Origin of the sequence: Segeticoccus rhizosphaerae, assembly GCF_005222685.1 — a bacterium.
GTDB lineage: Bacteria > Actinomycetota > Actinomycetes > Actinomycetales > Dermatophilaceae > Segeticoccus > Segeticoccus rhizosphaerae.
Window position 1 is genome coordinate 46286 of sequence record NZ_SWMA01000022.1, and the last position, 24522, is coordinate 70807.

25 protein-coding genes and 1 tRNA gene are annotated in these 24522 nt (G+C 70.1%); 16 read left to right on the top strand and 10 right to left on the bottom strand.

Going from position 1 to position 24522, the window contains the following annotated elements:
* Positions 1–152 precede the first annotated feature (152 nt).
* The 5 genes from FCN22_RS22720 to FCN22_RS14555 all read left to right on the top strand — a co-directional run bounded on the left by FCN22_RS22720 (position 153) and on the right by FCN22_RS14555 (position 5514).
* Entirely contained in the window at positions 153–1715 is a 1563-nt protein-coding gene (locus FCN22_RS22720; RefSeq protein ID WP_137122286.1) for an HAD-IIIA family hydrolase, read from the top strand.
* The gene (locus tag FCN22_RS14540) at positions 1712–2773 is read left to right on the top strand and encodes a glycosyltransferase family 9 protein (RefSeq protein ID WP_137122287.1); all 1062 of its coding nucleotides are present in this window, start codon (positions 1712–1714) and stop codon (positions 2771–2773) included. Before FCN22_RS22720 ends, FCN22_RS14540 begins: the two co-directional genes overlap by 4 nt.
* Positions 2761–3744 carry a glycosyltransferase gene (locus FCN22_RS14545; RefSeq protein WP_137122288.1) on the top strand — a complete coding sequence of 328 codons (984 nt, stop codon included), beginning with the start codon at positions 2761–2763 and terminating at the stop codon, positions 3742–3744. The genes FCN22_RS14540 and FCN22_RS14545 overlap by 13 nt, the downstream gene beginning before the upstream one ends.
* A 76-nt stretch (positions 3745–3820) precedes the next feature.
* Positions 3821–4513, top strand: a complete 693-nt coding sequence (locus FCN22_RS14550; protein WP_137122289.1) for an SDR family oxidoreductase — start codon at positions 3821–3823, stop codon at positions 4511–4513.
* Positions 4510–5514, top strand: a complete 1005-nt coding sequence (locus tag FCN22_RS14555) for a glycosyltransferase family 9 protein (protein ID WP_238384748.1) — start codon at positions 4510–4512, stop codon at positions 5512–5514. The genes FCN22_RS14550 and FCN22_RS14555 overlap by 4 nt, the downstream gene beginning before the upstream one ends.
* Here FCN22_RS14555 and FCN22_RS14560 read toward each other — a convergent pair.
* Entirely contained in the window at positions 5480–6388 is a 909-nt protein-coding gene (locus FCN22_RS14560) for a glycosyltransferase family 2 protein (protein ID WP_137122291.1), read from the bottom strand. The genes FCN22_RS14555 and FCN22_RS14560 overlap by 35 nt on opposite strands.
* Before the next feature lie 151 nt (positions 6389–6539).
* Here FCN22_RS14560 and FCN22_RS14565 point away from each other — a divergent pair, with 151 nt between their 5' ends.
* Positions 6540–7190: a class I SAM-dependent methyltransferase gene (locus FCN22_RS14565; protein WP_137122292.1), complete on the top strand. Its 651-nt coding sequence runs from the start codon at positions 6540–6542 to the stop codon at positions 7188–7190.
* A 55-nt stretch (positions 7191–7245) separates the two neighbouring features.
* Here FCN22_RS14565 and FCN22_RS14570 read toward each other — a convergent pair whose 3' ends face one another.
* The 3 genes from FCN22_RS14570 to FCN22_RS14580 form a co-directional block, all read right to left on the bottom strand.
* The gene (locus FCN22_RS14570) at positions 7246–7461 is read right to left on the bottom strand and encodes a hypothetical protein (RefSeq protein ID WP_137122293.1); all 216 of its coding nucleotides are present in this window, start codon (positions 7459–7461) and stop codon (positions 7246–7248) included.
* 179 nt (positions 7462–7640) lie between these two features.
* Positions 7641–8069 (bottom strand): CBS domain-containing protein, encoded by a 429-nt coding sequence (locus tag FCN22_RS14575; RefSeq protein WP_137122294.1) that lies wholly within the window; start codon positions 8067–8069, stop codon positions 7641–7643.
* A gap of 73 nt (positions 8070–8142) precedes the next feature.
* The gene (locus FCN22_RS14580; protein WP_202911589.1) at positions 8143–8628 is read right to left on the bottom strand and encodes a flavin reductase family protein; all 486 of its coding nucleotides are present in this window, start codon (positions 8626–8628) and stop codon (positions 8143–8145) included.
* Positions 8629–8817: 189 nt separating this feature from the next.
* On the opposite strand from FCN22_RS14580, the gene FCN22_RS14585 reads away from it, so the two are divergent.
* Positions 8818–9078: a hypothetical protein gene (locus FCN22_RS14585; protein ID WP_137122295.1), complete on the top strand. Its 261-nt coding sequence runs from the start codon at positions 8818–8820 to the stop codon at positions 9076–9078.
* Positions 9079–9147: 69 nt separating this feature from the next.
* Here FCN22_RS14585 and FCN22_RS14590 read toward each other — a convergent pair whose 3' ends face one another.
* On the bottom strand, positions 9148–9546 hold the full coding sequence (locus FCN22_RS14590) for a RidA family protein (protein WP_238384749.1): 399 nt from the start codon (positions 9544–9546) through the stop codon (positions 9148–9150).
* Positions 9547–9610: 64 nt separating this feature from the next.
* Positions 9611–10378 (bottom strand): SDR family NAD(P)-dependent oxidoreductase, encoded by a 768-nt coding sequence (locus FCN22_RS14595; RefSeq protein ID WP_137122296.1) that lies wholly within the window; start codon positions 10376–10378, stop codon positions 9611–9613.
* Between the two features lie 144 nt (positions 10379–10522).
* On the opposite strand from FCN22_RS14595, the gene tmk reads away from it, so the two are divergent.
* The 8 genes from tmk to FCN22_RS14635 all read left to right on the top strand — a co-directional run bounded on the left by tmk (position 10523) and on the right by FCN22_RS14635 (position 17624).
* A complete protein-coding gene (tmk, locus tag FCN22_RS14600; RefSeq protein WP_137122297.1) occupies positions 10523–11200 on the top strand; it encodes a dTMP kinase in 678 nt (225 codons plus the stop codon).
* Between the two features lie 34 nt (positions 11201–11234).
* Entirely contained in the window at positions 11235–12374 is a 1140-nt protein-coding gene (locus tag FCN22_RS14605; protein WP_137122298.1) for a DNA polymerase III subunit delta', read from the top strand.
* 184 nt (positions 12375–12558) lie between these two features.
* Positions 12559–13653: a ScyD/ScyE family protein gene (locus FCN22_RS14610; RefSeq protein WP_137122299.1), complete on the top strand. Its 1095-nt coding sequence runs from the start codon at positions 12559–12561 to the stop codon at positions 13651–13653.
* 220 nt (positions 13654–13873) lie between these two features.
* Positions 13874–15445, top strand: coding sequence for an alpha/beta hydrolase (locus FCN22_RS14615; RefSeq protein ID WP_137122310.1), 1572 nt, complete (start codon positions 13874–13876; stop codon positions 15443–15445).
* A gap of 239 nt (positions 15446–15684) precedes the next feature.
* A tRNA-Thr gene (locus FCN22_RS14620) sits at positions 15685–15760 on the top strand.
* A gap of 459 nt (positions 15761–16219) precedes the next feature.
* Positions 16220–16429, top strand: a complete 210-nt coding sequence (locus FCN22_RS21630; RefSeq protein WP_274381603.1) for a helix-turn-helix domain-containing protein — start codon at positions 16220–16222, stop codon at positions 16427–16429.
* Positions 16426–16878 (top strand): hypothetical protein, encoded by a 453-nt coding sequence (locus tag FCN22_RS14630; protein WP_137122301.1) that lies wholly within the window; start codon positions 16426–16428, stop codon positions 16876–16878. Before FCN22_RS21630 ends, FCN22_RS14630 begins: the two co-directional genes overlap by 4 nt.
* 62 nt (positions 16879–16940) lie before the next feature.
* Positions 16941–17624: a site-specific integrase gene (locus FCN22_RS14635; protein ID WP_162308218.1), complete on the top strand. Its 684-nt coding sequence runs from the start codon at positions 16941–16943 to the stop codon at positions 17622–17624.
* Between the two features lie 364 nt (positions 17625–17988).
* Here the strand turns inward: FCN22_RS14635 and arfA are convergent, their stop codons facing one another.
* The 4 genes from arfA to FCN22_RS14655 are packed head-to-tail and all read right to left on the bottom strand — an operon-like array spanning position 17989 to position 22628.
* Positions 17989–19497 (bottom strand): arabinosylfuranosidase ArfA, encoded by a 1509-nt coding sequence (gene arfA, locus FCN22_RS14640; RefSeq protein WP_202911590.1) that lies wholly within the window; start codon positions 19495–19497, stop codon positions 17989–17991.
* Positions 19498–19512: 15 nt separating this feature from the next.
* Positions 19513–20382, bottom strand: coding sequence for a carbohydrate ABC transporter permease (locus FCN22_RS14645; protein ID WP_202911591.1), 870 nt, complete (start codon positions 20380–20382; stop codon positions 19513–19515).
* Entirely contained in the window at positions 20383–21318 is a 936-nt protein-coding gene (locus FCN22_RS14650) for a carbohydrate ABC transporter permease (RefSeq protein WP_137122303.1), read from the bottom strand.
* A gap of 17 nt (positions 21319–21335) precedes the next feature.
* Positions 21336–22628 (bottom strand): ABC transporter substrate-binding protein, encoded by a 1293-nt coding sequence (locus FCN22_RS14655; protein WP_162308219.1) that lies wholly within the window; start codon positions 22626–22628, stop codon positions 21336–21338.
* Positions 22629–22751: 123 nt separating this feature from the next.
* Between FCN22_RS14655 and FCN22_RS14660 the strand changes: the two genes are divergently transcribed.
* Entirely contained in the window at positions 22752–23759 is a 1008-nt protein-coding gene (locus FCN22_RS14660) for a LacI family DNA-binding transcriptional regulator (RefSeq protein WP_137122305.1), read from the top strand.
* Positions 23760–24522: the final 763 nt, after the last annotated feature.

The window sequence follows — 24522 nt, forward strand, 5'->3', positions numbered from 1 at the left end:
GGTCCACCCCGGGCGAACGTCCCATCGCTCGCGCCGGCGCGGTAGGCGTTGTCGGCGTCGGCAGGTGTTGTCGGCGGCGGCTGCGACGTCGGCGCCGGGGCGGTCCTTCGGGAGAAGTGCTTCGAAGTGCTTCGTGTGGGTAGTTGTCCGGCGTGACCAGCACGCACCAGCAGGCCCCGCCCGACTACGCGGTCGTCATACCGACCATCGGTCGGCAGAGCCTGCAGGACCTGCTCGGGTCTCTGGCATCGCAGGACGGCGCCCTCCCGATCGAGGTCGTCCTCGCCGACGACCGCCCCGCGTCGCCGCCACCGGTGCAGGTTCCGACGGCGTTGACCGAGCGGGTCGACGTGCGGATCCTGAGATCCGGCGGGCGCGGGCCGGCAGCGGCGCGCAACGCCGGGTGGCGGTCCACGACTGCGCCCTGGGTCGTGTTCCTCGATGACGACGTCCTCCTGCCCGAGGGATGGGCCACGGACCTCGCGACCGACCTTGCCGCCGCCGCGAGTGACGTGGCGGGGGTGCAGTCCAGGCTGCGCGTGCCGCTGCCGCAGGACCGCCGGCCCACGGACTGGGAGCGCTCCACCGCTTCGCTGGAGCGCTCGGCGTGGATCACCGCTGACATGGCCTACCGCCGTGATGCCCTCATCGAGGTCGACGGCTTCGACGAACGCTTCCCTCGGGCCTACCGCGAGGACGCCGACCTGGCCTTCCGGGTGCGGCGCGCGGGCTGGCGTCTGTCGCGGGGGCAGCGCCTCACCGTGCACCCGGTGCGTCCGGCGCCGTTCTGGGCCAGCGTGCGCGTCCAGTGCGGCAACGCCGACGACTCCTTGTTGCGCCGTCTGCACGGTTCACGCTGGCGGGAGCGGCTGGAGGTGCCGCGAGGACGCCTGCCGTGGCATGCCGTCACCGTGTCGTCCGCGGCGCTGGCCGCGGCGGGTCTGCTCCTTCGCGGCCGGGCCCGCGACGCCGTCGTCGTCGCCGGGTCGACCGGCTGGGCGGCCATCACCCTCGACTTCGCCCGACGACGCATCGCACCCGGACCGCGTAACCCGCGCGAAGTCGCCCGGATGGCGGTGACCAGCGTGCTGATCCCGCCCGCCGCGATCGCCCACCGGGTGCGCGGTGCCGTGCGACACCGGCGTGCCGGTCCATGGCCTCCCGCCATCGAGGCGATCCTCTTCGATCGCGACGGCACCCTGATCCACGACGTGCCGCTCAACACCGACCCGGCTCGCGTCGCACCCCTGCCGGATGCCCGAAAGGCCCTGGACACGGCCCGCCGCCACCACCTTCGCACCGGCGTGGTCACCAACCAGGCCGCCGTCGGCCGCGGCGAGATATCGGAGGACGACGTGGCCCGGATCAACCGTCGGGTGGAGGAGCTGCTCGGGCCGTTCGACACGTGGCAGGTGTGCCACCACGCCTCCACCGACGGGTGCGAGTGCCGCAAGCCGCAGCCCGGCATGGTGTTCGCCGCGGCGGCCGACCTCGGGGTGTCGGTCTCCCGGTGCGCGGTCGTGGGCGATGTCGGAAGCGACGTCGAGGCGGCACTCGCGGCTGGCGCCCGGCCGGTCCTCGTGCCGACGCGGCACACGCGCCCCGAGGAGGTCCTCGCCGCACCTCTCGTGGCGAAGAGCCTGGCGACGGCCGTGGACCTGCTGCTGAAGGGGAACCTCTCCGGGGGCAACCTGTCGAAGGGCAACGGTCGATGACCCGGATCCTCGCCGTCCGCCTCGACGGGATCGGTGATGTGCTGCTCTGCGGGCCGGCCGTCCGGGCCCTGGCGCACGGCGCCGACCAGGTCGACCTGCTCACCTCGCCGGCGGCGCGCGGCGCGGCGGCGCTGCTGCCCGGTGTCACGCGCGTCCACACCTTCAGCGCCGCCTGGTGCGATCCCCGGACAACGTCCTTCGACCGGGACGACGTGGCCGACCTGATCCGGCGGCTGAGCCGGGAGAGCTACGACGCGGCGGTCATCTTCACCTCGTTCCACCAGAGTCCGCTGCCCACCGCCATGGTCTGCCGGATGGCCGGGATCCCCCACGTCGTCGGCACCAGCGACGACTACCCCGGCGCCCTGCTGGACGTGCGACACCGCCGGCTGGCGGTCGGGGACGACGGCGGAACCCACGGGGGCGGGCACGAGGTGGAGGCTGGCCTGCGACTGGCCGAAGCGGCCGGATATGCCCTCCCACCCCAGGACGACGGCAGGCTGCGGCTGACACCAGCGACGCACGAGACGTCGGCCTCGGCCGAACCTTACGTCGTGGTGCATCCAGGTGCCTCGGTGCCGGCGCGCGCGATCCCCGACGCGCTGGCCGACCGGCTCCCGGTCGCCCTGGGCCGTTCCGGCTGGGACGTGGTCGTCACCGGCGGCCTCTCGGACCGGGCGCCCGCCCACGACGTCGGTGCCGTCTCCTACCGCAACCTGATCGGCGCCACCACGATCTCGCAGCTGGCGGAGGTCCTCCGTCGCGCCAGCGCGGTCGTCGTCGGCAACACCGGAGCGGCTCACCTGGCCGCGGCCGTGGGAACGCCTGTCGTATCACTCTTCTCGCCGGTGGTGCCGGTGGAGCGGTGGCGGCCCTGGGGGGTGCCGACCGTGGTGCTCGGCGATCAGTCGGCACCCTGCGCCGGCAGCCGTGCCCGCACCTGCCCGGTGCCCGGGCACCCCTGCCTGACCTCGGTGTCGGTGGAAGACGTGGTGCAGGCCGTCGCCACGCTGGCGGGGTCCCCCGCGTCCGAGGCAGGTGTCCGATGCGCGTGCTGATGTGGCACGTCCACGGCTCCTGGGCCACCAGCTTCGTCCAGGGCGACCACGACGTCATCCTTCCCACCACGCCCGACCGGGGACCGGAGGGTCGTGGCCGGGCCGACACGTGGGACTGGCCCGAGCGTGCGCGGGAGGTCGCTGCCCGGGACCTGCACGACGAACCGCTCGATGTCGTGGTGCTGCAACGCCCCGAGGAGGTCGAGCTGTGCGAACGGTGGACCGGCCGGCGCCCCGGCCGCGACCTGCCGGCCGTCTACGTGGAGCACAACACGCCGCGCGGCGACCCGGTCGCGACCCGCCACCCGGTGGCCGACGACGAGCGGCTGTCCGACGTGCCCATCGTGCACGTGACCCACTTCAACGCCGTCATGTGGGACAACGGCAAGCAGCCGGTGATCGTCGTCGAGCACGGGGTGCCGGATCCGGGGCACCTCTACGACGGTAGCGATGCAAGCATCGCCGCGGTGGTCAACGAGCCGGTCCGGCGCCTCCGGGTCGTAGGCACGGACCTGCTGCTGGAGCTGGCACGCGACGTGCCGGTGCACGTCTACGGCATGGGGATGTCCGCCCTCGCAGAGCTGGCCGCCGACGAGGGCCTGCCCGACCTGGCGGATCGCCTGCACGAGGACGTGCCGCAACACCGGTTGCACACCGAGCTCGCACGGCACCGGGCCTACCTGCACCCCTTTCGGTGGACCAGCCTCGGGCTGTCCCTCATCGAGGCGATGTTGCTCGGACTGCCCGTGCTGGTGCTCGCCACCACGGAGGCGCCCGTCGCCGTGCCGCCCGAAGCCGGGCTGGTCTCGTCCGACCTCACCCGGCTGCGAGAGCAGGCGCAACGATGGCTGGCACGACCCGACGAGGCCCGCGAGCGCGGCGCGGCCGCGCGCCGCCACGCGCTCGACCAGTACGGACTGCCCCGGTTCCTGGCGGACTGGGACGCGGTTCTGGGGGAGGTCGCCCGATGACGGCAATCCCCGGCGGCAAAGCAGGCGCCGCCCCAACCCCAGCTGTCGAGATGACAGGAACAACAGGAGGAGACCCATGACCACACCGACGATCGGGACCATCTTCGTCACCGGAGGGGCCAGCGGCCTCGGCGAGGCCGTCGCCCTGGCCGTGCGGGATGCTGGCGGCATCCCCGCTGTCATGGACATCAACCCACCGCGCGACGACCTGCCTTGGCAGAAGGCAGATCTCAGCGACGGTGCCGCGACGGCGGAGGCGCTCGACCGGCTCGTGGAGCAGGTCGGACCCCCGGACGCCGTGGTCACGGCCGCCGGCACCGACTGCTGCGGCCCCCTCGACAAGGTGCCCGCCGAGGAGTGGGACCGGGTCATCAAGGTCAACCTCATCGGCACGGCGGCCGTCGTGCGGGCGGCCCTGCCCCACCTCAGGCAGCGCCACGGCCGGGTCGTCACCGTGGGGTCGACGCTGGGCCTGCGGCCCGCCGGTGACGCCACGGCATACTGCGCCTCGAAGTACGGCGTCGTCGGCTTCACGCGGGCGTTGGCGATGGAGCTGGCGGGCGAGGTCGGCGTCACCATGCTGGTGCCCGCGGGCATGCAGACCCACTTCTTCGACGGGCGCGACCCGCAGTACCAACCCGGCCCCGACGCCCACCTGATGGATCCCGCCGACGTGGCCTCCGCCGTGTTGTTGGCGCTGCGTCAGCCCCCGGGCACGGAGGTGCGGGAGCTGATCATGACCTCCTCCACGGAGCCGTCCTGGCCGTGACCGGTGTCGGCACGGTGGCGGTGCTGCGGGCGCTGGGGCTGGGTGATGCGCTCACCGGTGTCCCCGCGCTGCGGGGGCTGCGGCGTGCCTTTCCCGACCACCGGCTGGTCCTGGCCGCCCCACCACCCTGGCCCCGGTGGCTGGTCGAGCAGGGCATCGTCGACGACACCGTGGAGCAGGACGGGCTGACGCCGACGCAGTGGCCGGGTCGCCCACCCGACGTCGCAGTGAACCTGCACGGCCGCGGCCCGCAGAGCCACGAGGTCCTGCGGGGCTGGCACCCGGCCGCGGTCATCGCCCACGCCTGCGACGCAGTGGGTTTCGACGATGGACCCCCGTGGTGCCCGACGCTGCACGAGGTCGACCGCTGGTGCCGGCTGGTGGAGTGGGCGGGAGGACCATGCGGCCGGGAAGACCTGCGGTTGCCGGGTGCTGGGCAGCCGGGTGCGGCGTGCGCGGCGGACGGCGGCGCGGGCGGCGTGGTGGACGGCGGCCTCGGCGCGCCCGTGGTCGTGCATCCGGGCGCCGCTTGCGTGGCCCGGCGATGGCCGGTGTCGCGCTGGCACACCGTGGTGGCGGCCCTGGCGGCATCGCATCGGGTCGTCGTCACCGGCACGCAGGCCGAAGCCTCCCTGTGTCACGAGGTCGTTGCCGGGACGAACTCGGCGGAGGACGTCTGTGGCCGGTTGTCGCCGCGCGATCTCGCACAACTGGTCGCCCGGGCCCGGTTGCTGCTGTGCGGCGACACCGGGGTGGCGCACCTGGCCACCGCACTCGGGACCCCGTCGGTCCTGCTCTTCGGCCCGACGCCGCCCTCGGCCTGGGGGCCCTCCATCGACCAGCAGCTGCACCAGGTTCTCTGGCATCCGGAGGTGACGGCGTCCGGCGATCCGCATGCGGACCAGGTGGATCCGCGTCTCCTGGCGATCACGACCGAGGAGGTCCTCACTGCGGCCGAGGGGATGCTCACCACGGCACACTGTCCGCCCGCCGGCGGGTAGGAGTGGCGGTGCGGCGGCGGTCCTCCAGCATCCTGAGCCACTGGTCCAGCTCGGGCCGCATCGGCGAGCGCTCGCGCAGCACCCAGGGCACGCAACGCACGGCCATCGCGACCCCCCGCACCATCTGCCACCGGGATGGCGTGGTCCGGATGATGAACCACGTCCACCGGGCCGCCGACCGGACGGGGCGGTGCAGCCAAGCGTTGACGATCGTGTTGCGCACCCCGTAGTGCCGCAACCTCGAGGCGTTGGCCATGCTCGGCTGGTGGTGGATGACGACCTCCTCGACATACCGCATCTGCCATCCCCGCTTGGCCAGCGGCAGGGCCAGGGTTTCCTCCTCACCGCCCATGAAGAAGCGGCGGTCGTAGCCGCCGACCTGCTCGAAGGCGGACCGGCGGACCACCACCGCGCCAGCCATGAACCCCAACAGGACGGCTCCGGGGACTCCGGCGCCGTCAGGCAGGGGGCTTTCCGCCATCTCGGCGCAGATCGGGTCGAGCCGGCCATCGGGGTCCACCAGGATGCGCCCGCTCACCAGCGCCAACGACGGATGCCGGTCCAGCAGCTCGACGGCGCGGTGCAGACCGTCGAGCTCGAACCACTCGTCGTCGTCGCAGAAGGCGATGTATGGCGTCCCGACCCGTCGCGCTCCCACGTTGCGTCCCGCGGCTCCGAGGTTCTCGCTGAGACTGACCAGCTGAAGGCTGGGGTGGTGGCGGACCAGTGCATCGGTGCCGTCGGAGGACGCGTTGTCCACGACGACCACCGGGACGTGGAGCTCCACGAGGCGGTCGAGGGTCTCGCCGACGCGCGTGGCGCAGTTGTGGGTGAGCAGCACCACGCTCAGGCGCCGCCCGAGCGAAATCTGCATGATTCCTCGCTCGTGTGCCGGGGTGACGGGTTCTGGGCCGGCAGACCCGGCCCCCGTGATCTACCCGAGCAGCCTGCTCGCAAACTCGGCTCCAGCCCGGTCAGGCATGATGTCGACACTGGATCCACGAGGGACCGAGGACGTGACCCGCATGAGCGACCTGACCCAGTTCCAGCATCCTCGGTTCGCGAGGCGCTACATCGGCATCAGCGACCGTTTGGAGCAGCTCGGCGTCGGTGACCTTCGGCGTGAGCTGCTGCAGGGACTGCACGGCTGTGTCGTGGACGTCGGATGCGGTGACGGCAAGAACTTCAGGCACTACCCGCCGACGGTGACCCGCGTCGTGGCGGTGGAACCGGACGACGTCCTGCGCCGACACGCGGAGCAGAACGCGGCTTCGGCTGCTGTCCCCGTCGACGTGGTGGCCGGTCACGCCGACGACGTGCCGGTGGCGGACGGGAGCGCCGACGCCGTCGTGATGACGCTCGTGCTGTGCTCGGTGCCCGACCTCGGCACTGCCCTCACCGAGGTGAACCGCGTCCTGCGTCCCGGCGGGGAGCTGCGGTTCGGGGAGCACGTGAGGGCCCAGAACCGGGTCGCGGCGCTGGCCCAGGACGCGCTCACGCCCCTGTCTCGCCGAGTCGACGGCAACTGCCACCAGAACCGCGACACGGCAGCGGCCCTGGAGCGTTCTCCGCTGACCGTGACGCGTCTGCGTCGCTTCGGGTTGCGGGTGGCAGCACTCCTCCCGGGTCAACCGATGATCGTCGGGACCGCCGTGAAGCCGCCCACGGGGCCGTGACGGCGCAGGACCGACGACCAGTCGCCACAACGGTATCCGGCTGAGCCCCGGGCGTTCAGCGTCTCGCCCGCAGCGCTGCCTCCAACGCGATCACCTCGACCGCGGTCGAGATGTCGGCGTAGACGGTGGGGAGCCACTCACCGGCATCCAGACGAGCCTGGAAACCGGCTTCTTCGTCACCCCGGACCCTGCCCACCGTGGCATCGTCGACGGCCACCACCCACTCGCCGGGCCGCAACTGCCCGAAGGTGACTCGCGGCTGTCCGCCCATGCAAGCACCGTAGGCAAGGGCAGTGCTCCGCGTCCTGAGAACGCCCGAAACTGCTGCCGGCAACAGTTGACTCCCTCAGCCCCTCGGTCGCCCAGAACGCCGCGGACAAGCCGGGTCACCACGTGCCGGGCCGAGTCACTGCACACCGAGTCGGAAGAGTGGCCGGCCCGGCCCGGTGGTCAGTTGTTGCTGCGTTGCACCGAGATGCTCTCGACCAGCTGCCCGCTCATGTCCTCCGGCAGGTTGGCCGCCACATCAGCCTGGCTCACCATGCCGATCAGGTCGTGTCCGTCGATGACCGGCAGGCGCCGCACGCCGTGCTCGCTCATCGTCCGCAGCGCCTCCTCGACGGAGTCGTCGGCGCCGATGGTCACCGGCTTGCCCTGGGCAAACTCGCCCGCCTGCGTCGAGGCAGGGTCACCGCCCTCGGCGATGCACCGCACGACGATGTCGCGATCGGTGATCATGCCCTTCAACCGGTCGTCCTCACCGCAGATCGGCAGCGATCCGACCTCCAGGTCGCGCAGCTTGCGCGCCACGTCGACCAACGTCTCGTTGACCCCGGCGCATGTGGCATCGCCCGTCATGATTTCCCGTGCGGTCTTCATCTGAGTCACCCTCTCGAGCTCGTGGATCCCCGACCGATACCCACTCGGTCACGATCCACACTCGCTCCCGCGGTCAGGCCGGGTGACCGGGCGACAGGTCGTGGCACTGTTGCAGGGTCAGCACGTCAGCGCTGGTGTCCCCTTCGACGACGACCGGCTCGATGAGGAAGCCGACATGGTCGCCGAGGGGGTGCCGGGCCAGGACGCGACCGACGCACCGCGGCGTGCAGTCCTGCAGCAACGGCACGCCGTCCGGTCCCGGCCGCCAGCGACACTGTTCGAGCTTGTCCACCTCGTCGCCGGTCTGGCCGCCGAACAACTCAGCCAGGTGGTGCTGGTCGGAGGCGAGGACGTGCACGGCCAACACCGACGCTTCTCGCGCCACCCGATAGGTGTGGTTCTGCACCGACAGGCAGACCAGCAGCCTCGGCGGATCGATGCTCGCCTGGGTCACGAAACCGACCAGGCACCCCGCCCGGACGCCACCGTGCGCGCTGGTCACCACGAACATGGGGTAGTCCAACCCGCGCACGAACGGGTCGAACTCGTCGACTCCCAACGCCTCGATGGCTCAGTCACCCGCTCCCGCCTCGGTAGCGCCCACGGTAGCGCCTCGGTGCGCGACGGCCCGGCCAGCGGAGGCCAACGGACGCCGACCGACGTGGGCCGCCCGCACGAGGCAGGTTCCGCGCGATGCACGGCACAAATGGATCTTGTCGGCCGCCCCTCGCCGACGGATGCTGGTGTCATGACCGCAAGCTCGATCCACCACGGCGAGAGTTTCCTCTGGCATCTCGGCCGCGTGGTGGTGGACGTCGTCCAGCAGGTCGCCGAGGCGGAACGGGCGTATGTCGAGGGGCTCCAGGACTTCGACCGCGACTTCGTCCTGCCTGCCGACCGGGACTGCTTGCGGTGGACCGTGACGCCGTCAGGCTGGCAGTTGCGCGGGGAGCACATGGCGACGGATGAGGCGCGCGGCGATGATCCGCGCGGCCGCCACGCCGCCTGACGGCCCCCTGCGCGAGCCGGCGGCACCGCGCGCCGGCGACGGCACGGCATACGTTGAAGTCCTCTGGAGTCAGGGGGCGAGCACGGCGAAGCCCTGGACCTCGACCAGCGCCTCGACGTCCCACAGCCGTGCGACACCGATGCCTGCCATGGCGGGATAGCTGCGGCCGACCAGCCGCTTCCACACCGCGCCGATGCCGTGCGAGTGCGCCTTGTAGTCGTCCATGTCGACGACGTAGACGGTCAGGCTTGCCAGGTCGTCGGGCCTGCCGCCGGCCGCGGCGAGCGCCGCCAACAGGTTGCCCAGCGCCTGCTCGAACTGCGCCACCACGTCGTCGCCGACGATGCGACCCGACGGGTCGAGGGCGGTCTGGCCGGCCAGGAAGACGACCCGCCCCTGCCCGACCGTGGCGTGCGAGAAGCCGCTGGGGCGACCGAGTTCAGGCGGGTTGACCCGCTCGATGCTCACCCGGGGTCCCCGCGAAGTATCGGAGCGAAGCGGAGAACTTCGTGGGTGGCTTTGCGCGGTGCGGTCACGACTGCACGGCTCCGCCGTCGACATCGATCCCCTGGCCGTTGACCCCGCCGTTGCCGATGCAGAACCAGGTCGCGTCGGCGACCTCTTCGGGGGTGATCAGCCGCCCGATGGGCTGTTTGCGCTCGAGGATGCTGCGGGCCTCGGCCTGGCTGCGGCCGGTCTTCTCCTGAATCCCGGCGACCGTCTGGTCGGTCATCGGGGTGTCGACGTAGCCCGGGCAGACCGCGTTGACCGTCACGCCGGTGGTCGCGAGCTCGGTGGCGGCCGAGCGCACCAGCCCGAGGACGCCGTGTTTGCTCGCGGTGTAGGCGCTGATGTAGGGCTCGCCGATCTTCGAGGCGACCGAGGCGATCACCACGATGCGGCCGTGGCGACGCTCGAGCATGGCGGGGATCGCGCGGCGCAGGAAGCGGAACGGGCCGGTCAGGTTCACGTCGAGCATCTGCTGCCACTGCTCGTCGGTCGTCTTGTGCACCGAGGCCGACGTGCCGGCTCCGGCGCCCGCGACGAGGACGTCCACCGGGCCCCAACGCTGCTCGACAGCGGTGAAGACCGCCTCGACCGCCTCCGGGTCAGTGACGTCGGCCGGGACGACGAGGGTCTCCCCCGCACATTCCCGTGCGGTCTGGGCCAGCTCGTCCTCGCTGCGGGAGGTCAGGGCCACCAGCAGGCCCTCGGCGCTGAGTTTGCGGGCGATGGCGCGGCCGATCCCGCGACCCGCCCCCGTGACCAGGGCCACCTGTGCGCCCGTCGAGTTCGGCATGTCGCGACCCTGCCATGTGCCTGTGACGACCGTCAACATGACGACATGTGCCGTGAGGCCGGGCTGGCCGTGCCCCACAGCTCGCCAAGGCGCGCTCCTCGGGCGGCGCGGACCGGTGTGGGCGGGCTGTCCTAGGCTCACCGTGTGACCCACCCGCACGAGCCCGATCCCGATCGACACGCCGCGGGCCCCGGGGCCGCGACCGGGCACTTCATCGCGCTCGAGGGCGGTGACGGTGCCGGCAAGTCCACCCAGGCGGCGCTCCTGGGCGACTGGCTCGAGTCGCTCGGACGCACCGTGCTGCTCACCCACGAGCCGGGCGGCACCCCCGTCGGGCAGGCGATCCGGCAGGTGCTGCTGCACGGAGAGCACGTGACCCCGAGAGCCGAGGCCCTGCTCTTCGCGGCCGACCGGGGCCACCACGTCGAGACGGTGATCCGCCCGGCCCTCGCGCGGGGCGTCGTCGTGGTCACCGACCGCTACATGGACTCCTCCATCGCCTACCAAGGGGCCGGCCGAGACCTGGCCGCCGAGGACGTCGAGCACCTCTCCCGCTGGGCCACGCAGGAGCTGCTACCCGACCTGACGGTCGTGCTGGACGTGAGCCCGGACGTGGGCCGCGCCCGCCGTGGCCAGGTGCACGACCGGCTCGAGTCCGAGCCCGACGACTTCCACGCCGCGGTGCGAAGGCGCTTCCTCGACCTTGCCGCCCGTGAGCCGGCGCGTTACCTGGCGGTCGACGCCGGCCGCCCGGCGGACGACATCCAGCTCGACATCCGCCGACGGGTCACAGCGCTGCTGGACCAGGGGGCCCTGTCGTGAACGCCGCCGGCTGGGCCCGTCGGAGGGGGTCTCGGTGACCGTCTGGGACGACGTCATCGGCCAACAGCCGACCGTCGAGACGCTGCAGCGGGCGGTGGCCGAGCCCGGCTCGATGACCCACGCGTGGTTGTTCACCGGGCCTCCCGGCTCGGGCCGGTCGGTGGCGGCGCGAGCCTTCGCGGCCGCGCTCGAGTGCCCCGACGACGGGTGCGGCACCTGTCGCGAGTGCCGGACGGCCCGCGACGGCTCACACGCCGACGTCATGGTCGTGGCCACCGAGGGGCTGTCGATCCAGGTCAAGCAGGCCCGTGAGCTCGTGCAGCTGGCCGCGCACCGGCCCTCGGTCGGGCGCTGGCGGGTGGTGATCGTGGAGGACGCCGACCGGCTCACCGAGTCGGCTGCGGACGCGCTGCTGAAGTCGCTCGAGGAGCCGACGCCCCGCACCGTCTGGGTGCTGTGTGCCCCGTCGCTCGAGGACGTGATCATCACGATCCGCAGCCGGTCCCGTCACGTGCGGCTGCGCACTCCGCCGGTCGAGGCGGTGGCCGACCTGCTGGTCCGACGCGACGGCATCGACCGGCCGATGGCCCTGTATGCCGCCCGCGCCGCCCAGAGCCACGTCGGACTCGCGCGCCGGCTGGCCAGGGACGACGGCGCGCGGATCCGCCGTCGCGACGTGTTGGTTCTGGCGAGCCGGATCCGTTCGGTCGGTGACGCGGTGAACGCCGCCGCCGACCTCGCGTCCATCGCCACCGAGGAGTCGAACGCGTCCTCGGCCGAGCGGGATATGGCCGAACGCAGCCGGCTGATGGAGCAGCTCGGCGCCGATCCGTCAGCCCGCACCCAGCCACCGCACGTGCGCTCGCAGCTGAACGCGCTCGAGAAGGAGCAGAAGACCCGTGCCACGCGGTTCGGCCGCGACGTCATCGACCGGTCGCTGATCGACCTGTTGTCGATCTACCGCGACGCGCTCATCCTGCACACCGGAGCGCCCGTCGGGCTGGTCAACGCCGACCAGTCCGAGCAGGTGCAGCAGCTGGCGGCGACGCTGGGGCCCGAAGCCCTGCTCGGGGCGATGGACGCGATCGGGCTGGCGCGAGAGCGGATCGCCGCCAACGTCCCACCACTCCTGGCCCTCGAGGCGATGGCGATCTCGTTGCAACTCCCCCGCTGAGCGGCGAAGCAGGGCGACCGTTCGGCGCACAGAACGGAGCAGTTTCGGGAAAAATGCTTCACTCGCAGGTTCCTGGCCTTACCTTCTTCGACAGGATCTGCCGACCCGCTGGAGGGGGTCGGGGGGTCGACGGTCCGGCAGGCGCTCCCCTGTGCCTGTCTCCTACGGATCGTTGGAGCCTTCGATGTCCCACAAGCTCAAGGCGGCGACCGCAGTCCTTGCGGTGTCAGCCATGTCCATTGCGTCGGCGCCGATGGCGCAAGCCCACGGCAACCACGGCCACTGGACAAAGACGTTGTCCACCCAGGTGGTCGCTCCGTTCCAGCTGGCCGTCAACCACGGTGACGTCTACGTCGCCGACGGCGGCACGTCGCTCGTGTCCAAGGTGAGGTGGAACGGTGACCTCAAGACCGTCGCCACCGGACCGCAGCCAGGCGAGGTGGCCGGGGTCGCCCTGGACCCCTCCGGCCGCTCGCTGGCCTACACCTCGACCAACTACGCCGAGGGCAGCACCTCGCTGACCATCAAGCGGAAGGGCCACCGCGCGGTCACCGCCGACCTGTCCGGCTGGGAGCAGACCAAGAACCCCGACAGCAACCGGACCTACGGCTACTCGGGCAGCGACCCGTGCGTGATCCAGACCCTGGAGCAGATGACCGGTGGGCCGGCCGGCTACACCGGCATCGTCGACTCCCACCCCTACTCGGTGACCTGGGCCGGCCACGGCAACTGGATCGTCGCGGACGCGGGGGGCAATGACCTATTGATGGTCAACAAGTGGGGCAAGGTGCGGACCCTCAAGGTGCTGCCGGCCCAGCCGCTCACGGTCACCCAGCAGATGGCCGATGGCCTCGGCATGCCGGCCTGCATGGTCGGTGTCACCTACAAGTTCGAGCCCGTCCCGACCGATGTCGAGATGGACCGGCACGGCATGCTCTGGGTGAGCACGCTGCCCGGCGGCCCCGAGGACCCGAGCCTCGGAGCGCGTGGCAGCGTCTACAAGGTCAACCCCTGGACCAAGAAGGCCACCCGGCAGGCGACCGGGTTCCTGGGCGCGACCAACCTCGCGGTGACCGGCTCGGGCCAGGTCTTCGTGACCGAGCTGTTCGGCGGCCAGGTCTCGACGATCCGGCACGGGAAGGCCATGCCCTACCAGAAGGTGGCCAACCCGCTCTCGATCGAGGCGCACGGCAACCGGCTCTACGTGGGCACGATGGCGCCCATGGACGAGCAGGGGATGCCCACCGGCAACGGCAGCATCATCGAGATCCGGCGCTGATCCGCCGCCCACGCCGTCGCTGACGTGGGGCCCCCGGTCCGTGGTCCGGGGGCCTCACCCATGCCCGGCACGATGCCCGGCCCCGTGGTCCCGCCGGACCCCGGCCCTCTCCTCGGCGGACGCTGGTCGGTGCCACCCAGCCCGGCGGGTTAGCGTTGGTCCGAGCCGCGGCGCCGACTGCCCGCGGTCGGCATCGAGAGGGTGTGAGCACGTGAAGGTGATGGGGGCACGGCATACGGGCAAGGGCGCGACGCGCGCCGGTGCCCTGGTGGCTGCCGCGATGGCGTTGAGCCTTGCCGTCGCAGGGTGCACCAGCGTGGTGGGCGCCGACGAGCCGCCGCCGCTCGACCCCAGCCAGAAGGCAGCGGCGCAGAAGCCACCGAGGCCCGACCTCAGCCGGTACTACAGCCAGCAGCTGAAGTGGAGCGGCTGCGAGGACGGCGACCAGTGCGCCAGGCTCACCGTGCCCGTGGACTACGCGAAGCCGGACGGCGCGACGATCCAGCTGGCGGTGCTGAAGGCGCCGGCCAAGAAACAGTCCAACCACCTCGGCGCCCTGGTCGTCAACCCGGGCGGGCCGGGCGGCTCGGGGGTGCAGTACGCGTCATACGCCGACTACATCGTCAGCTCCAAGATCCGTCAGGTGTATGACGTGGTGGGCTTCGACCCGCGCGGCGTCGGCAGGTCCGCGCCCATCACCTGCTACGACGACAGCCAGATGGACAAGTACCTCGGGGCCGACCCCACGCCGGACGACCGCGCGGAGGAGCAGACGACGTTCGCCAACGCCAAGGCGTTCGCCAACGCGTGCGGGGCCAATGCCGGTCCGCTGCTCGCGCACATGTCGACGGAGGACGCGGCCAAGGACATGGACATCCTGCGCGCGGCGCTCGGTGAGCCGAAGCTGACCTATCTCGGCAAGTCCTACGGCACGTTCCTCGGCGCCACCTACGCGGGACTGTTCCCGAAGAAGGTGGGCCGGTTCGTGCTCGACGGGGTCGTCCCGCCGGACCTGACCGGGGAGCAGATGGACAAGGGGCAGGCCGAGGGGTTCGAGCGGGCCACCCGCGCCTACGTGCAGGACTGCGTGGGCGAGGGTGACTGCCCGCTCGGCAACAGCGTCGACGCCGGGATGAACCGGTTGCGAGACTTCCTGGCCCAGCTGGACGCCCACCCACTGCCGGTCACCGGCGACGCCCGCGTCACCAAGCTCACCGAGGGATGGGGATCGATGGGGGTCGCCGCCGCGATGTACGACCAGGGCTCGTGGGGCATCCTGACCGATGCGCTCAGCTCGGCCTTCAAGGGCGAGGGCACGCCGCTGATGCAGCTGGCCGACCAGTATGCCGAGCGCAACAGCAACGGGTCCTACAGCAACAACATGATGCAGTCCATCTACGCGGTGAACTGCATGGACCGGCCCGGGAGTGACCAGCTGTCCGCCTACGAGGCGCGCGCCAAGTCGTTCAGTGCCGTGGCGCCGACGTGGGGCGACTTCCTGGCGTGGGGCAGTGTGCCGTGTGGGTTCTGGCCCGTGTCGCCCGACAGCCCCGGGCCGCACCAGATCACAGCGAAGGGCAGCGGGCCGATCCTGGTGCTCGGCACCACGCGCGACCCCGCGACGCCCTACGAGTGGTCGGTGCGCCTGGCGAAGCAGCTCGCCAACGGGCACCTGCTGACGTTCGACGGCGACGGGCACACGGCATACATGCGGTCCAACCGGTGCGTGGACGACACGGTGGACGCCTACCTGCTGCACGACTCGGTGCCTGCCTCGGCCAAGAGGTGCTGAGGTCTGCCTCTGCTGACGACCCGCGCCAGAGCTGCTTCGACTCCATGCTGGAGGAGATGTACCGGTCGACCAGGTCCGGTCGTGGCCGGGACCGCGCTCTGGCTGCGGGCCCGGTGTGTGCGAAAGGCTTCCGTGCACGACCGTCCTTCGTAGGCTGCCGGGACGCAGGGCGCGCCCGGCTCCGATTCGGAGTTTTCGATGGTCCTTCGTATACTCGTCCGGCGTGCCTTCGGGCGCCCGCCGCCTTAGCTCAGTCGGTAGAGCGATTCACTCGTAATGAATAGGTCATCGGTTCGATTCCGATAGGCGGCTCCACACGTTTGCGCAGGTCAACGGCTCATCGACGGCCGCTGATGAACCCGTCAGCCCTCGGAAACGAGGCAACCGGTGCAAATATCGGTGCAGTTGACCACAGCGCGGTGCAGCCAGGGACAGTCCGACGCACCGCTAGAGCCGACCACCGACCCTGCGACGGCTCTGCGGCCCGCCGCGGGTCCGGTCCGCCCGGTGCTGGTCGCCGGCCGGCCAGTGATCGCAGGCCCCCCGACGCGCGGCTTGCGGAGGCACGGATACCCGACCTGATCTCAGTTCACCGGTCGGCCGGTCGGCCCGTCGGACGCCGAGCTCGCGCGGCTGCTGGACCACCTGCAGCAGCGACTGGCCGAGCTGGACCGGCTGCACCAGGAGATCGCGGACGACGCGCAGGCCCTGGCGCACGCGGCCGCGACCACCCCGACGGACGGCAGCCGGACCGGGGCATGCGCCACGTTCTCGATCCGCGAGGCCGCGGCCGAGCTGGGGGTGAGCGTGTCGATGCTGCACAAGCTGCTCAAGCAGCGCCGGCTGAGTCACCTCAAGGTCGGCGCCCGCACCCTGATCACGGCCGAGCACCTGGACGAGTTTCGGCAAGCAGCCGAGGTCCCCGCGCCCCAGACACCCCCGGCCGCCATCCGGGCGGTGGCGTCCTCGGCGAGGGCGTCGTGAGCCGCGGCGCGGCCCGGACCCGGGCCGCCAACGGCCGGTCCTCCATCCAGCGGGACAGCGACGGTCGTTGGCACGGCTACGTCTCCATGGGACGGACCGACGCCGGCAAGCCGGTCCGGCGCCACGTGCGCGGACACACCCGCCAGGAGGTCACCGAGAAGGTCGCCGCGCTGGAGGCCGAACGGGCTCGATCAGCGCACCGGCCGAGCTCCAACCAGCAGCTGACCCTGGGACAGTGGCTCGACGAGTGGCTGGTGATCATCCAGCGCACCCGCAAACCCAAGACCTTCGACACCTACACCAGCCTCGTCCGCGTCCACTGCGGCCCACTGCGATCCCGGCCGCTGGCCCGGATCGCCGTCCGTGACATCGACGACCTGCTCTACCGGGTGGCCGGGCGCTCCCCCAAAGTGCCATCTCACTGCACCGAATCCTGCGGTCGGCGCTGAACACGGCCGTCCGCCGCGGACTGCTGGTCGCCAACCCGTGCACCCACGCAGTCGTCCCCCGAGTGCGCGAGACCGAGCTCGAACCCTACTCCCTGAAGGACTGCCGGCGGATCCTGCTCGCCGCGATCGAGCTGCCCAACCGCGCGAGGTGGTCGGTGGCGCTGGCCCTGGGACTGCGGCAGGGGGAAGCCCTGGGGCTGAAGTGGGAGGACATCAACTTCGAGCAACATCAGCTGCGGGTCCGGCGACAGCTGCAGCGACCCAGCTGGCACCACGGCTGTGGCGAACCCGACCCCGACCACCAGCCCGCCAAGTGCCCCCACCGCACCGGTGGCGGCTGGGTCCTGGAAGACGTCAAGTCACGGGCCCGGCGCCGGACTCTGGCCGTGCCGCCACAACTGCTACAACAGCTACGGCAGCACCGCCGCGGCCAGGCCGCCCACCGGCTCGCAGCCGGTCCTGCCTGGCATGAGTATGAGCTGGTCTTCCCCCGCCCCGACGGGCAACCCCAGCACCCCTCGGTCGACGCCAAGGCCTGGCGCGCCCTCACCCAGCGAGCCGGCGTCCCCCCGCTGCGCCTGCACTACGCACGGCACACCACGGCAACCATGCTGCTGGCCCAGGGCGTCGACGGACGCGTGGTCATGGGGCTGCTCGGTTGGTCGCAAGCCTCCCTGCTCACGCGCTACCAGCACGTCATCGACCCCCTGCGCCACGATGCCGCACAGCGCATCGACCGGGCATAGTGGCCCCCGGCGGAGTCATCGTGATGGCACCGTCACCGCACGAGGCGACGCCGCGCTCTGCCCGCGAGCGCCGTTGCCATCACCCGTCGTAGGATCCCCGCCACCGGCCGCGGCATTCGATCGTAGGGAAATCTCGCCGTGTCCAGGAAGCGTTTGGAACGGAAGAAGCGGCAGGTTCAAATCCAGTCACCCGGCTCGTGGCGCGTAGGGCCCTGGCCAGCGGAAACGCCGAGGTCAGGCCCTGCTCACGGCGCGACTTTGCCACGAGATCGCCCCGATCTCGATGCTGGTGCTTGTCCGGCTGCCGCGACGAGCGCGGGGGTGCCGAGTAACACACCCGTCCCGGTCAACAGGCCAGGTGCTGTCAGCTCGGGCGCTGGACTGGCAGTCGGAGCATGCTCCACGACAAGGGCTCCAACAGGACGTCTAATTCGCCGCGCGGATCGTGTGGATCGGTGGCGCTGGTGCGCACCTCGACCCGGTGCGAGTCAGCCTGCGTGTTCATCGCCTGGTGGTCCTTGTCCGCCAAGACGGTGTGGCTGCCCGGTCCGATGCACTTCAGGTCGCGATGGGCCAGGTGTAGTGCGACCGGTTCGCTCGTGTCGCGGTTGACCGCGAAGACGACGAGCTGGCCGGACTCGGCGTCGTAGGTGACCACTGTGTCCACTAGGTCGACGTCGCCGTACTCGGTGGTCTCGTAGCGAGGGGAGCGCAGTGTGTTGCGCAGCACCTGGCCGCGGGCGTTCGCGGCAGTGAGCGCGAACGGATGGAAGATGGTCTGCTTCCAGGCCGGCCCGTCGGGTTGGGTACGGATCGGTCCCAGGACGTTGACGAGTTGGGCCAGGCAGGCGACCGCTACCCGGTCTGCGTGCCGCAGTAGGGACATGAACATGTTGCCCACCACGACGGCGTCGGCAACGTTGAAGTTGTCTTCACTGAGTCTCGGGGCCTTCGCCCAGTCGCCTCCCTTGAAGGTGTCGGTGTACCACACGTTCCACTCGTCGAACGACAACTGGATGCGCTTGCGGCGGCGGAGCTTGGCTCGGACGTGGTCGGCGGTGGCGATGACCCCGTCGATGAAGGCGTCCATGTGGGCGGCCGAGGCCAAGAAACTGCCCAGGTCCTGGGTCCCTTGGCCGTAGTAGGCATGCAACGACAGATAGTCGGTCTCGTCGTAGCACTCGCTCAGCACGGTGGCCTCCCAGTCACCGAAGGTGGGCATGTTGCCGTTGGAACTGCCGCAGGCCACCACTTCGATGCTGGGGTCGATCGACTTCATCGCGGTGGCGGCCTCCCGGGCGAGACGGCCGTACTCGTAGGCGGTTTTGTGCCCGATCTGCCATGGTCCGTCCATCTCGTTGCCCAGGCACCACAACTTGATACCGAAAGGGGTGGGCCGTCCGTGCGCCTTGCGCAGGTCGGACAGGGCGCTGCCGCCGGGGTGGTTGCAGTATTCGACGAGGTCGGCTGCCTCGTGGACGCCGCGGGTGCCGAGGTTCACCGCCATCATCGGCTGCTGCCGAGTCAGCTCGGTCCACCGGTGGAACTCATTCAGGCCGAAGGTGTTCGGTTCCCGAGACTGCCAGGCCATGTCCAGTCGCGCGGGGCGGTTATTGACGGGGCCCACGCCGTCCTCCCAGCGGTATCCCGACACGAAGTTGCCCCCCGGATAGCGGACGAGCGTCGTGCCTAGCTCGCGCACCAGGTCGACGACGTCGGCGCGGAAGCCGTGCTCGTCCGCGGTCGGGTGGCCCGGTTCGAAGATTCCCGTGTAGATGCAGCGGCCCATGTGCTCCGCGAGCGCACCGAAGAGTCGATGGTCGATGTCGCCGACGGTGAAGTCGGGGTCGATGACGAGGCTGGCTTGCTTCACGGTGCTCCTGTTCGGTTACTTCAGGCCGGTGGTGGCGATGCCTTCGATAAATCGGCGTTGGACGAGGATGAAAGCGATGATCATGGGCAGCATGGCCAAGGTCGCTCCCGCCGAGACCAGCCCGTACTGCACGACATGCTCGCCGGTGAACAGGGCCAACCCGGCCGGCAGGGTTTCCATGTCGGTGGACGTGGTGAACACCAGCGGCCACAGCAGGTCGTTCCAGTTGAACATGAAGTGGAAGAGGGCCAGGGTCAGCAGGGCCGGTTTGGAAAGCGGCAGGATGATCCGGGCGTAGATGCGCCATTCGCTGGCGCCGTCGATGCGGGCGGCCTCATCGAGGGAAGCCGGGATGCCGATGAAGAACTGGCGCAGGAAGAATATCCCGAAAGCGTTGGTGGCTCTCGGGATGATCAGCCCCGGGAAGGTGTTGATCAGGCCCAGGTGGGCGACCAGTTGATAGACCGGGATCATCGTGACCTGGTAAGGGATCATCAGGAACAGCAGCACGGCGATGAAGATCCACTTGCGGCCCGGGAACTCCAGCCGGGCGAGGGCGTAGGCCATCATCGAGTCGAAGAACAGCGACAGGAGGGTCACGCCGCCGGCGAAGATGACAGTGTTGACGAACTGACGCGCGAACGGGATCTGGGTGACCACGCCCTGGTAGTTGGATAACGTCGGGTGGATCGGAAACAGCTCGCCGGGATGCCGGACGATCTCGCTCTCGGGCCGGAAGGAGGCCAGGATCATCCAGATCACCGGAAGCAGGACCAGCAGGGAGGCGACGATCAAACCGAGGTGCAGCGCGGTGCGGTTGACGAACCGAGAAGCGGACAACTTGTGCACCCCGATCGGCCCGTGGACGGCGGTGTCGGTCGTCACTTAGTAGCGCACCTCCCGACGGGAGAAGTACACGTTTTGCACCATGCTGATGGTGAATACGAGCGCGATCAGGACCCAGGTGATCGCGGAGGCGTAGCCGAACTGAAAGTCTTGGAAGCCCTTGCGGTAGATCATGTACACCAGCGTCTCGGTCTGGAAGTAGGGGCCGCCGCGGGTCATGACGAAGATCTGGTCGAAGGCCTGCAGTGAGGCGATCGCCGCGATCACGCAGACGAACAGTGTCGTGTTGGTCAGTAGTGGCCAGGTCACGTGCCGGAACCGGCGCCACCCGCCGGCGCCGTCCACGGCGGCCGCGTCGTACAGCTCGGCGGGGATCGTGCCCAGCCCGGCCAGGTACATCACCATGTAGAAACCGACGTTCTTCCAGACGCCCACGAACATGACGTAGGCCATCGCCCATCCCGGAGAGTTGATGCCGTTGCCCATCGACAGGCCGACATGGGACAGCCACACCGGGAGCATCCCGATATTCGGGTCCAGCAGGAAGGTCCAGGCGATCCCCATCACTCCCAGCGAAAGCACTGCGGGGATGAAGATGGAGGCCCGGTAGAACGAGCGACCGATCACGGTCCGGTTGAGCATAAGCGCGAACATCAGCGCGCAGCCCACGCTGAGCGGCGTGACCACCGCGGCATAGAACAGCGTGTTGACCAGGTCGCCGCGGAAGACGCTGTCGGTGAAGAGCCGCCGATAGTTGTCCAGGCCGGCGAACGTGGCCGGGGCGAACTGGGTGCTGTTGTAGAAGGACAGTCGCAACGACCAGATCATCGGCCAGACGAAGAAGACGGTTAGGACCAGTAGCGAGGGCGCCACGAAGGCGTACGCCCGTAGCGTGCGCCGCCGCCGCTGGCGGATCAGTCCTTTGCGGGGGTGGGGCACCACCTTCGGGCGCTCGGGCGCGGCGAGTACTGGCATCAACGAGACGCGGACGGTCAGCTGCCGGCCAGCAGCGGCTCGAGCTGCTGGTTCGCCTGTGTCAGCAAGGAACCGACGTCGCCCTTGTTGTTGAGGATCTTCTCGATGGTCGGGTCGAAGACCTCGGTCTGGATCTGGGCGAAGTGCTGGTTGCCCGGCAGCAGGGTCTGTCCCTTGGAGGAGTACATCGCGAACTGGGCCAACGCCGGGTTGCCGCCCAGCTCGGACGGCGAGACGTCGGTGCGGGTCGGCGGGAACCCGGTCTTCTTCGCGAAATACTTCTGAGACGTCGCGGAGTTCCAGTAGGACAGGAACGTCTCGGCCGCCTTCTTCTTCGAAGGGTCGGCCTTGGAGCTCAGCGAGAACTGGACGCTGTCGGCCAGCGTGGTCTGCGTCCTGGGGCCGGCGGGCACCATGGACACGCCATAGTTGATCTTGGCCTCGTCCAGGGTGGAGGTCAGCCAGGGCCCGTTGACCTCCATCGCCGCGTTGCCGGACGACATCAGCTTGTCCGCGTCAGCGCCGGACAGCCCGATCGGTGAGATGTGGTCCTGGGTGATCAGGTGGGCCCAGTACTTCACCGCCTGCACGGAGGCTGGGTTGTCCAGTGTCGCCTTTTTGCCGTCCGGGGAGGTGATGCCGCCGCCGTTCTCCCACAACAGGATGGGCAGCACCTCGATCGTGTCGTGCACACCCAGCGCCATCCCATACTGCTTGGGCTTGCCGTTCGCGCCCCCGGGGAGGGTCAGTTTGCGCAGGTCCGCGACCCACTGGCTCCAGTTCGCCGGCGGGGAGGTGATGCCGGCCTTGTTCAGCAGGTCCTTGTTGTAGTACAGCAGCGTCGGGGTGAAGTTGGCCGGGATGCCGTATTGTTTGCCTTGGTACTGGCCGGCGTCGACCCCGCCCTTGACCAGTTTGTTCTTGTCGAGCCCGCCGCCGCTGAAGATGTCATCCAGTGGCTGGAAGACGCCCTTGGCTGCGTAGACCGGCAGCTGGTTGCTATCCATCGCGGTCAGGTCGGGGCCCTTGCCGGAGCCGTAGGCGGGCAACAGCTTTTGGTAGAAGACGTCCCAAGGCATGATCTGCATCTGGATCTGGATGTCCTTGTGTGTGCTGTTGAACTGGGACACCAGGTGCTCCACCCCGGGGCGATCGCCGCCGGTGAACCCGTTCCAGAACGTCAGCGTGACCTTCCCCCCTCCGGACCCCTGAGCACTCGGGCTGGTCGAGCCACCTCCGCTGCAGGCCGCCAGTGATCCGCTCAGGGCCACCACAGCTGCCACCGCCATGATCGATGTTCCTCTGTGCACGGCTGCCTCCTTGGGCGAGAAGAACGCGGCAAGCGCCGATTGCAACGTTGTACACCCGCGCATTGCAACGTGGCAAGATGTGTTTGGGAATTGCCGGGAGAGTCGGCGGAGGGAGCGTGGGCCATGACCGCGACGCTGCGGGATGTCGCCGAACGGGCCGGAGTGTCGATCCGGACCGTATCCAACGTCGTCAACGGATACCGCCACGTCGCCGACGCGACCCGCACCCGGGTCCAGACCGCCGTCGACGAGCTCGGGTACCGGCCCAACGCCGCGGCCCGCAACCTGCGTAGCCGCCGCACCGGCATCATCGCCCTGGGCGTGCCCGAGCTGTCCCAGCCGTACTTCGCCGAGCTCGCTGACCTCGTCATCGACCAAGCGGCCGCGCACGCCTACACCCTCGTAATCGAGCCCACCGGGGGCACCGCCGCCGGGGAACGTCGCCTGGCGGTCGCGCGGGACAGCCCCCTCGCGTATGACGGGCTCATCCTCAGTCCGCTGGCGCTGGGCTACAAGGAGCTGTCCACCCGCGACGGCGGCGCTCCGGCCGTCATGCTCGGCGAGCGCGGCACCCGGAGGCTGTTCGACCACGTCGGCATCGACAACGTAGCCGCCGCCCGAGCCGCCACTGAGCACCTCATCGGCACGGGTAGGCGCCGCTTGGCCGCGATCGGGGCTCAACCGGGCAGCCTGACCAACACCGCCACCTATCGGCTCCGCGGCTTCCGCGCGGCGCTGGACGCGGCAAACCTGCCCCTGCCTGCGGAGCGCATCGCCGGCGTCGCCGAGTTTGGCCGCGCTGCCGGGGCAGCCGCCATGACGCAGCTGCTCGCGCTCGATGAGCCACCGGACGCTGTCTTCTGCTTCAACGACGCGCTGGCCCTCGGGGCCCTGCGCGCTGCCAGCGCACGCGGCGTCCGTGTCCCCGACGACCTGGCCATCGTCGGCTGTGACGACATCGAAGACAGCCGCTTCGTCACGCCCACCCTGACCACGATCGCCCCCGACAAGGCCGAGATCGCTCGCCTCGCGGTCGAGCGACTGATCGCAAGGATCAGGGGCGATGCCAGCACTCCCCGGCACTATCCGGCTCCGTACACGCTGATGCCTCGCGAGAGCAGCGGGCCGTGATGGCCTCCTCCACCCGGGGGAAGAGTTCACGCGCGCCAGCGGTTTCGAGGTGCGGGTTCTGAGCGAGGTTAACCGGGCCGCCCCCAGGTGGTGATCGAGCACGTGGACTCCTTGCTGCCGCTGGAGGGGCTAGCCACGCACTACTTGGTGGTCGATCTCGGCGCCCGTAACGCGATCCGCCGATGGGGCACCGCCGGCGTCCTAGATGCCGGCGTGGACCTGCATGTTGTTGCCGTTGATGGCCTGCATAGGAGCCGGGCAAGAGGTGGCACGGCAGAGGCGGCCGGAGGGTGGACCTCCGGCCGTCCGGGGCGCGGGTCCTACTTGACGTGCCTCGTAGGTGTTCTGCGTGATGCGCTGAGCAGCTGATTGGGCCGATCAGAAGTCGGTAGCAGGTGGCGAGGGTGGCCAGCAGGCCGAGGACCGCGAGCACGTTCTGCCAGGTTCGGTTCCGCATGTCCTGCATGAGCCTGCGATTGTTGGACAGGATCAGCAGCAGGATCCCGAGCACGGGTGCGAAGCAGAATGCACGCGGACCGTCTGCATGAACGCTTGCCGAACTTCGCCAAGCAAGCTAAGTCGCCGTTACGTTGGCCTCATTCGTCTGTACTCTGCCGTCGCTTGCGCGGTCCGGTCGTGCTCGGGTGCTCATCCCGTGCTGGACTGGCGGATGCGTAGTGCAGCCTCTAGTACTACAGCCGCACTTATGGTGAGGCGCCGCGGCGGGCGTAGTGGCAGCGTTGGGCGCGGGCTTGATGTCGGC

Bases quoted from the DNA above. Each gene is read 5' to 3' on its own strand.
- FCN22_RS14540 (WP_137122287.1), top strand. From the start codon at position 1,712: ATGACCCGGATCCTCGCCGTCCGCCTCGACGGGATCGGTGATGTGCTG.
- FCN22_RS14545 (WP_137122288.1), top strand. From the start codon at position 2,761: ATGCGCGTGCTGATGTGGCACGTCCACGGCTCCTGGGCCACCAGCTTC.
- FCN22_RS14550 (WP_137122289.1), top strand. From the start codon at position 3,821: ATGACCACACCGACGATCGGGACCATCTTCGTCACCGGAGGGGCCAGC.
- FCN22_RS14560 (WP_137122291.1), bottom strand. From the start codon at position 6,388: ATGCAGATTTCGCTCGGGCGGCGCCTGAGCGTGGTGCTGCTCACCCAC.
- FCN22_RS14565 (WP_137122292.1), top strand. From the start codon at position 6,540: ATGAGCGACCTGACCCAGTTCCAGCATCCTCGGTTCGCGAGGCGCTAC.
- FCN22_RS14570 (WP_137122293.1), bottom strand. From the start codon at position 7,461: ATGGGCGGACAGCCGCGAGTCACCTTCGGGCAGTTGCGGCCCGGCGAG.
- FCN22_RS14575 (WP_137122294.1), bottom strand. From the start codon at position 8,069: ATGAAGACCGCACGGGAAATCATGACGGGCGATGCCACATGCGCCGGG.
- FCN22_RS14585 (WP_137122295.1), top strand. From the start codon at position 8,818: ATGACCGCAAGCTCGATCCACCACGGCGAGAGTTTCCTCTGGCATCTC.
- FCN22_RS14595 (WP_137122296.1), bottom strand. From the start codon at position 10,378: ATGCCGAACTCGACGGGCGCACAGGTGGCCCTGGTCACGGGGGCGGGT.
- FCN22_RS14610 (WP_137122299.1), top strand. From the start codon at position 12,559: ATGTCCCACAAGCTCAAGGCGGCGACCGCAGTCCTTGCGGTGTCAGCC.
- FCN22_RS14615 (WP_137122310.1), top strand. From the start codon at position 13,874: ATGGGGGCACGGCATACGGGCAAGGGCGCGACGCGCGCCGGTGCCCTG.
- FCN22_RS14650 (WP_137122303.1), bottom strand. From the start codon at position 21,318: ATGCCAGTACTCGCCGCGCCCGAGCGCCCGAAGGTGGTGCCCCACCCC.
- FCN22_RS14660 (WP_137122305.1), top strand. From the start codon at position 22,752: ATGACCGCGACGCTGCGGGATGTCGCCGAACGGGCCGGAGTGTCGATC.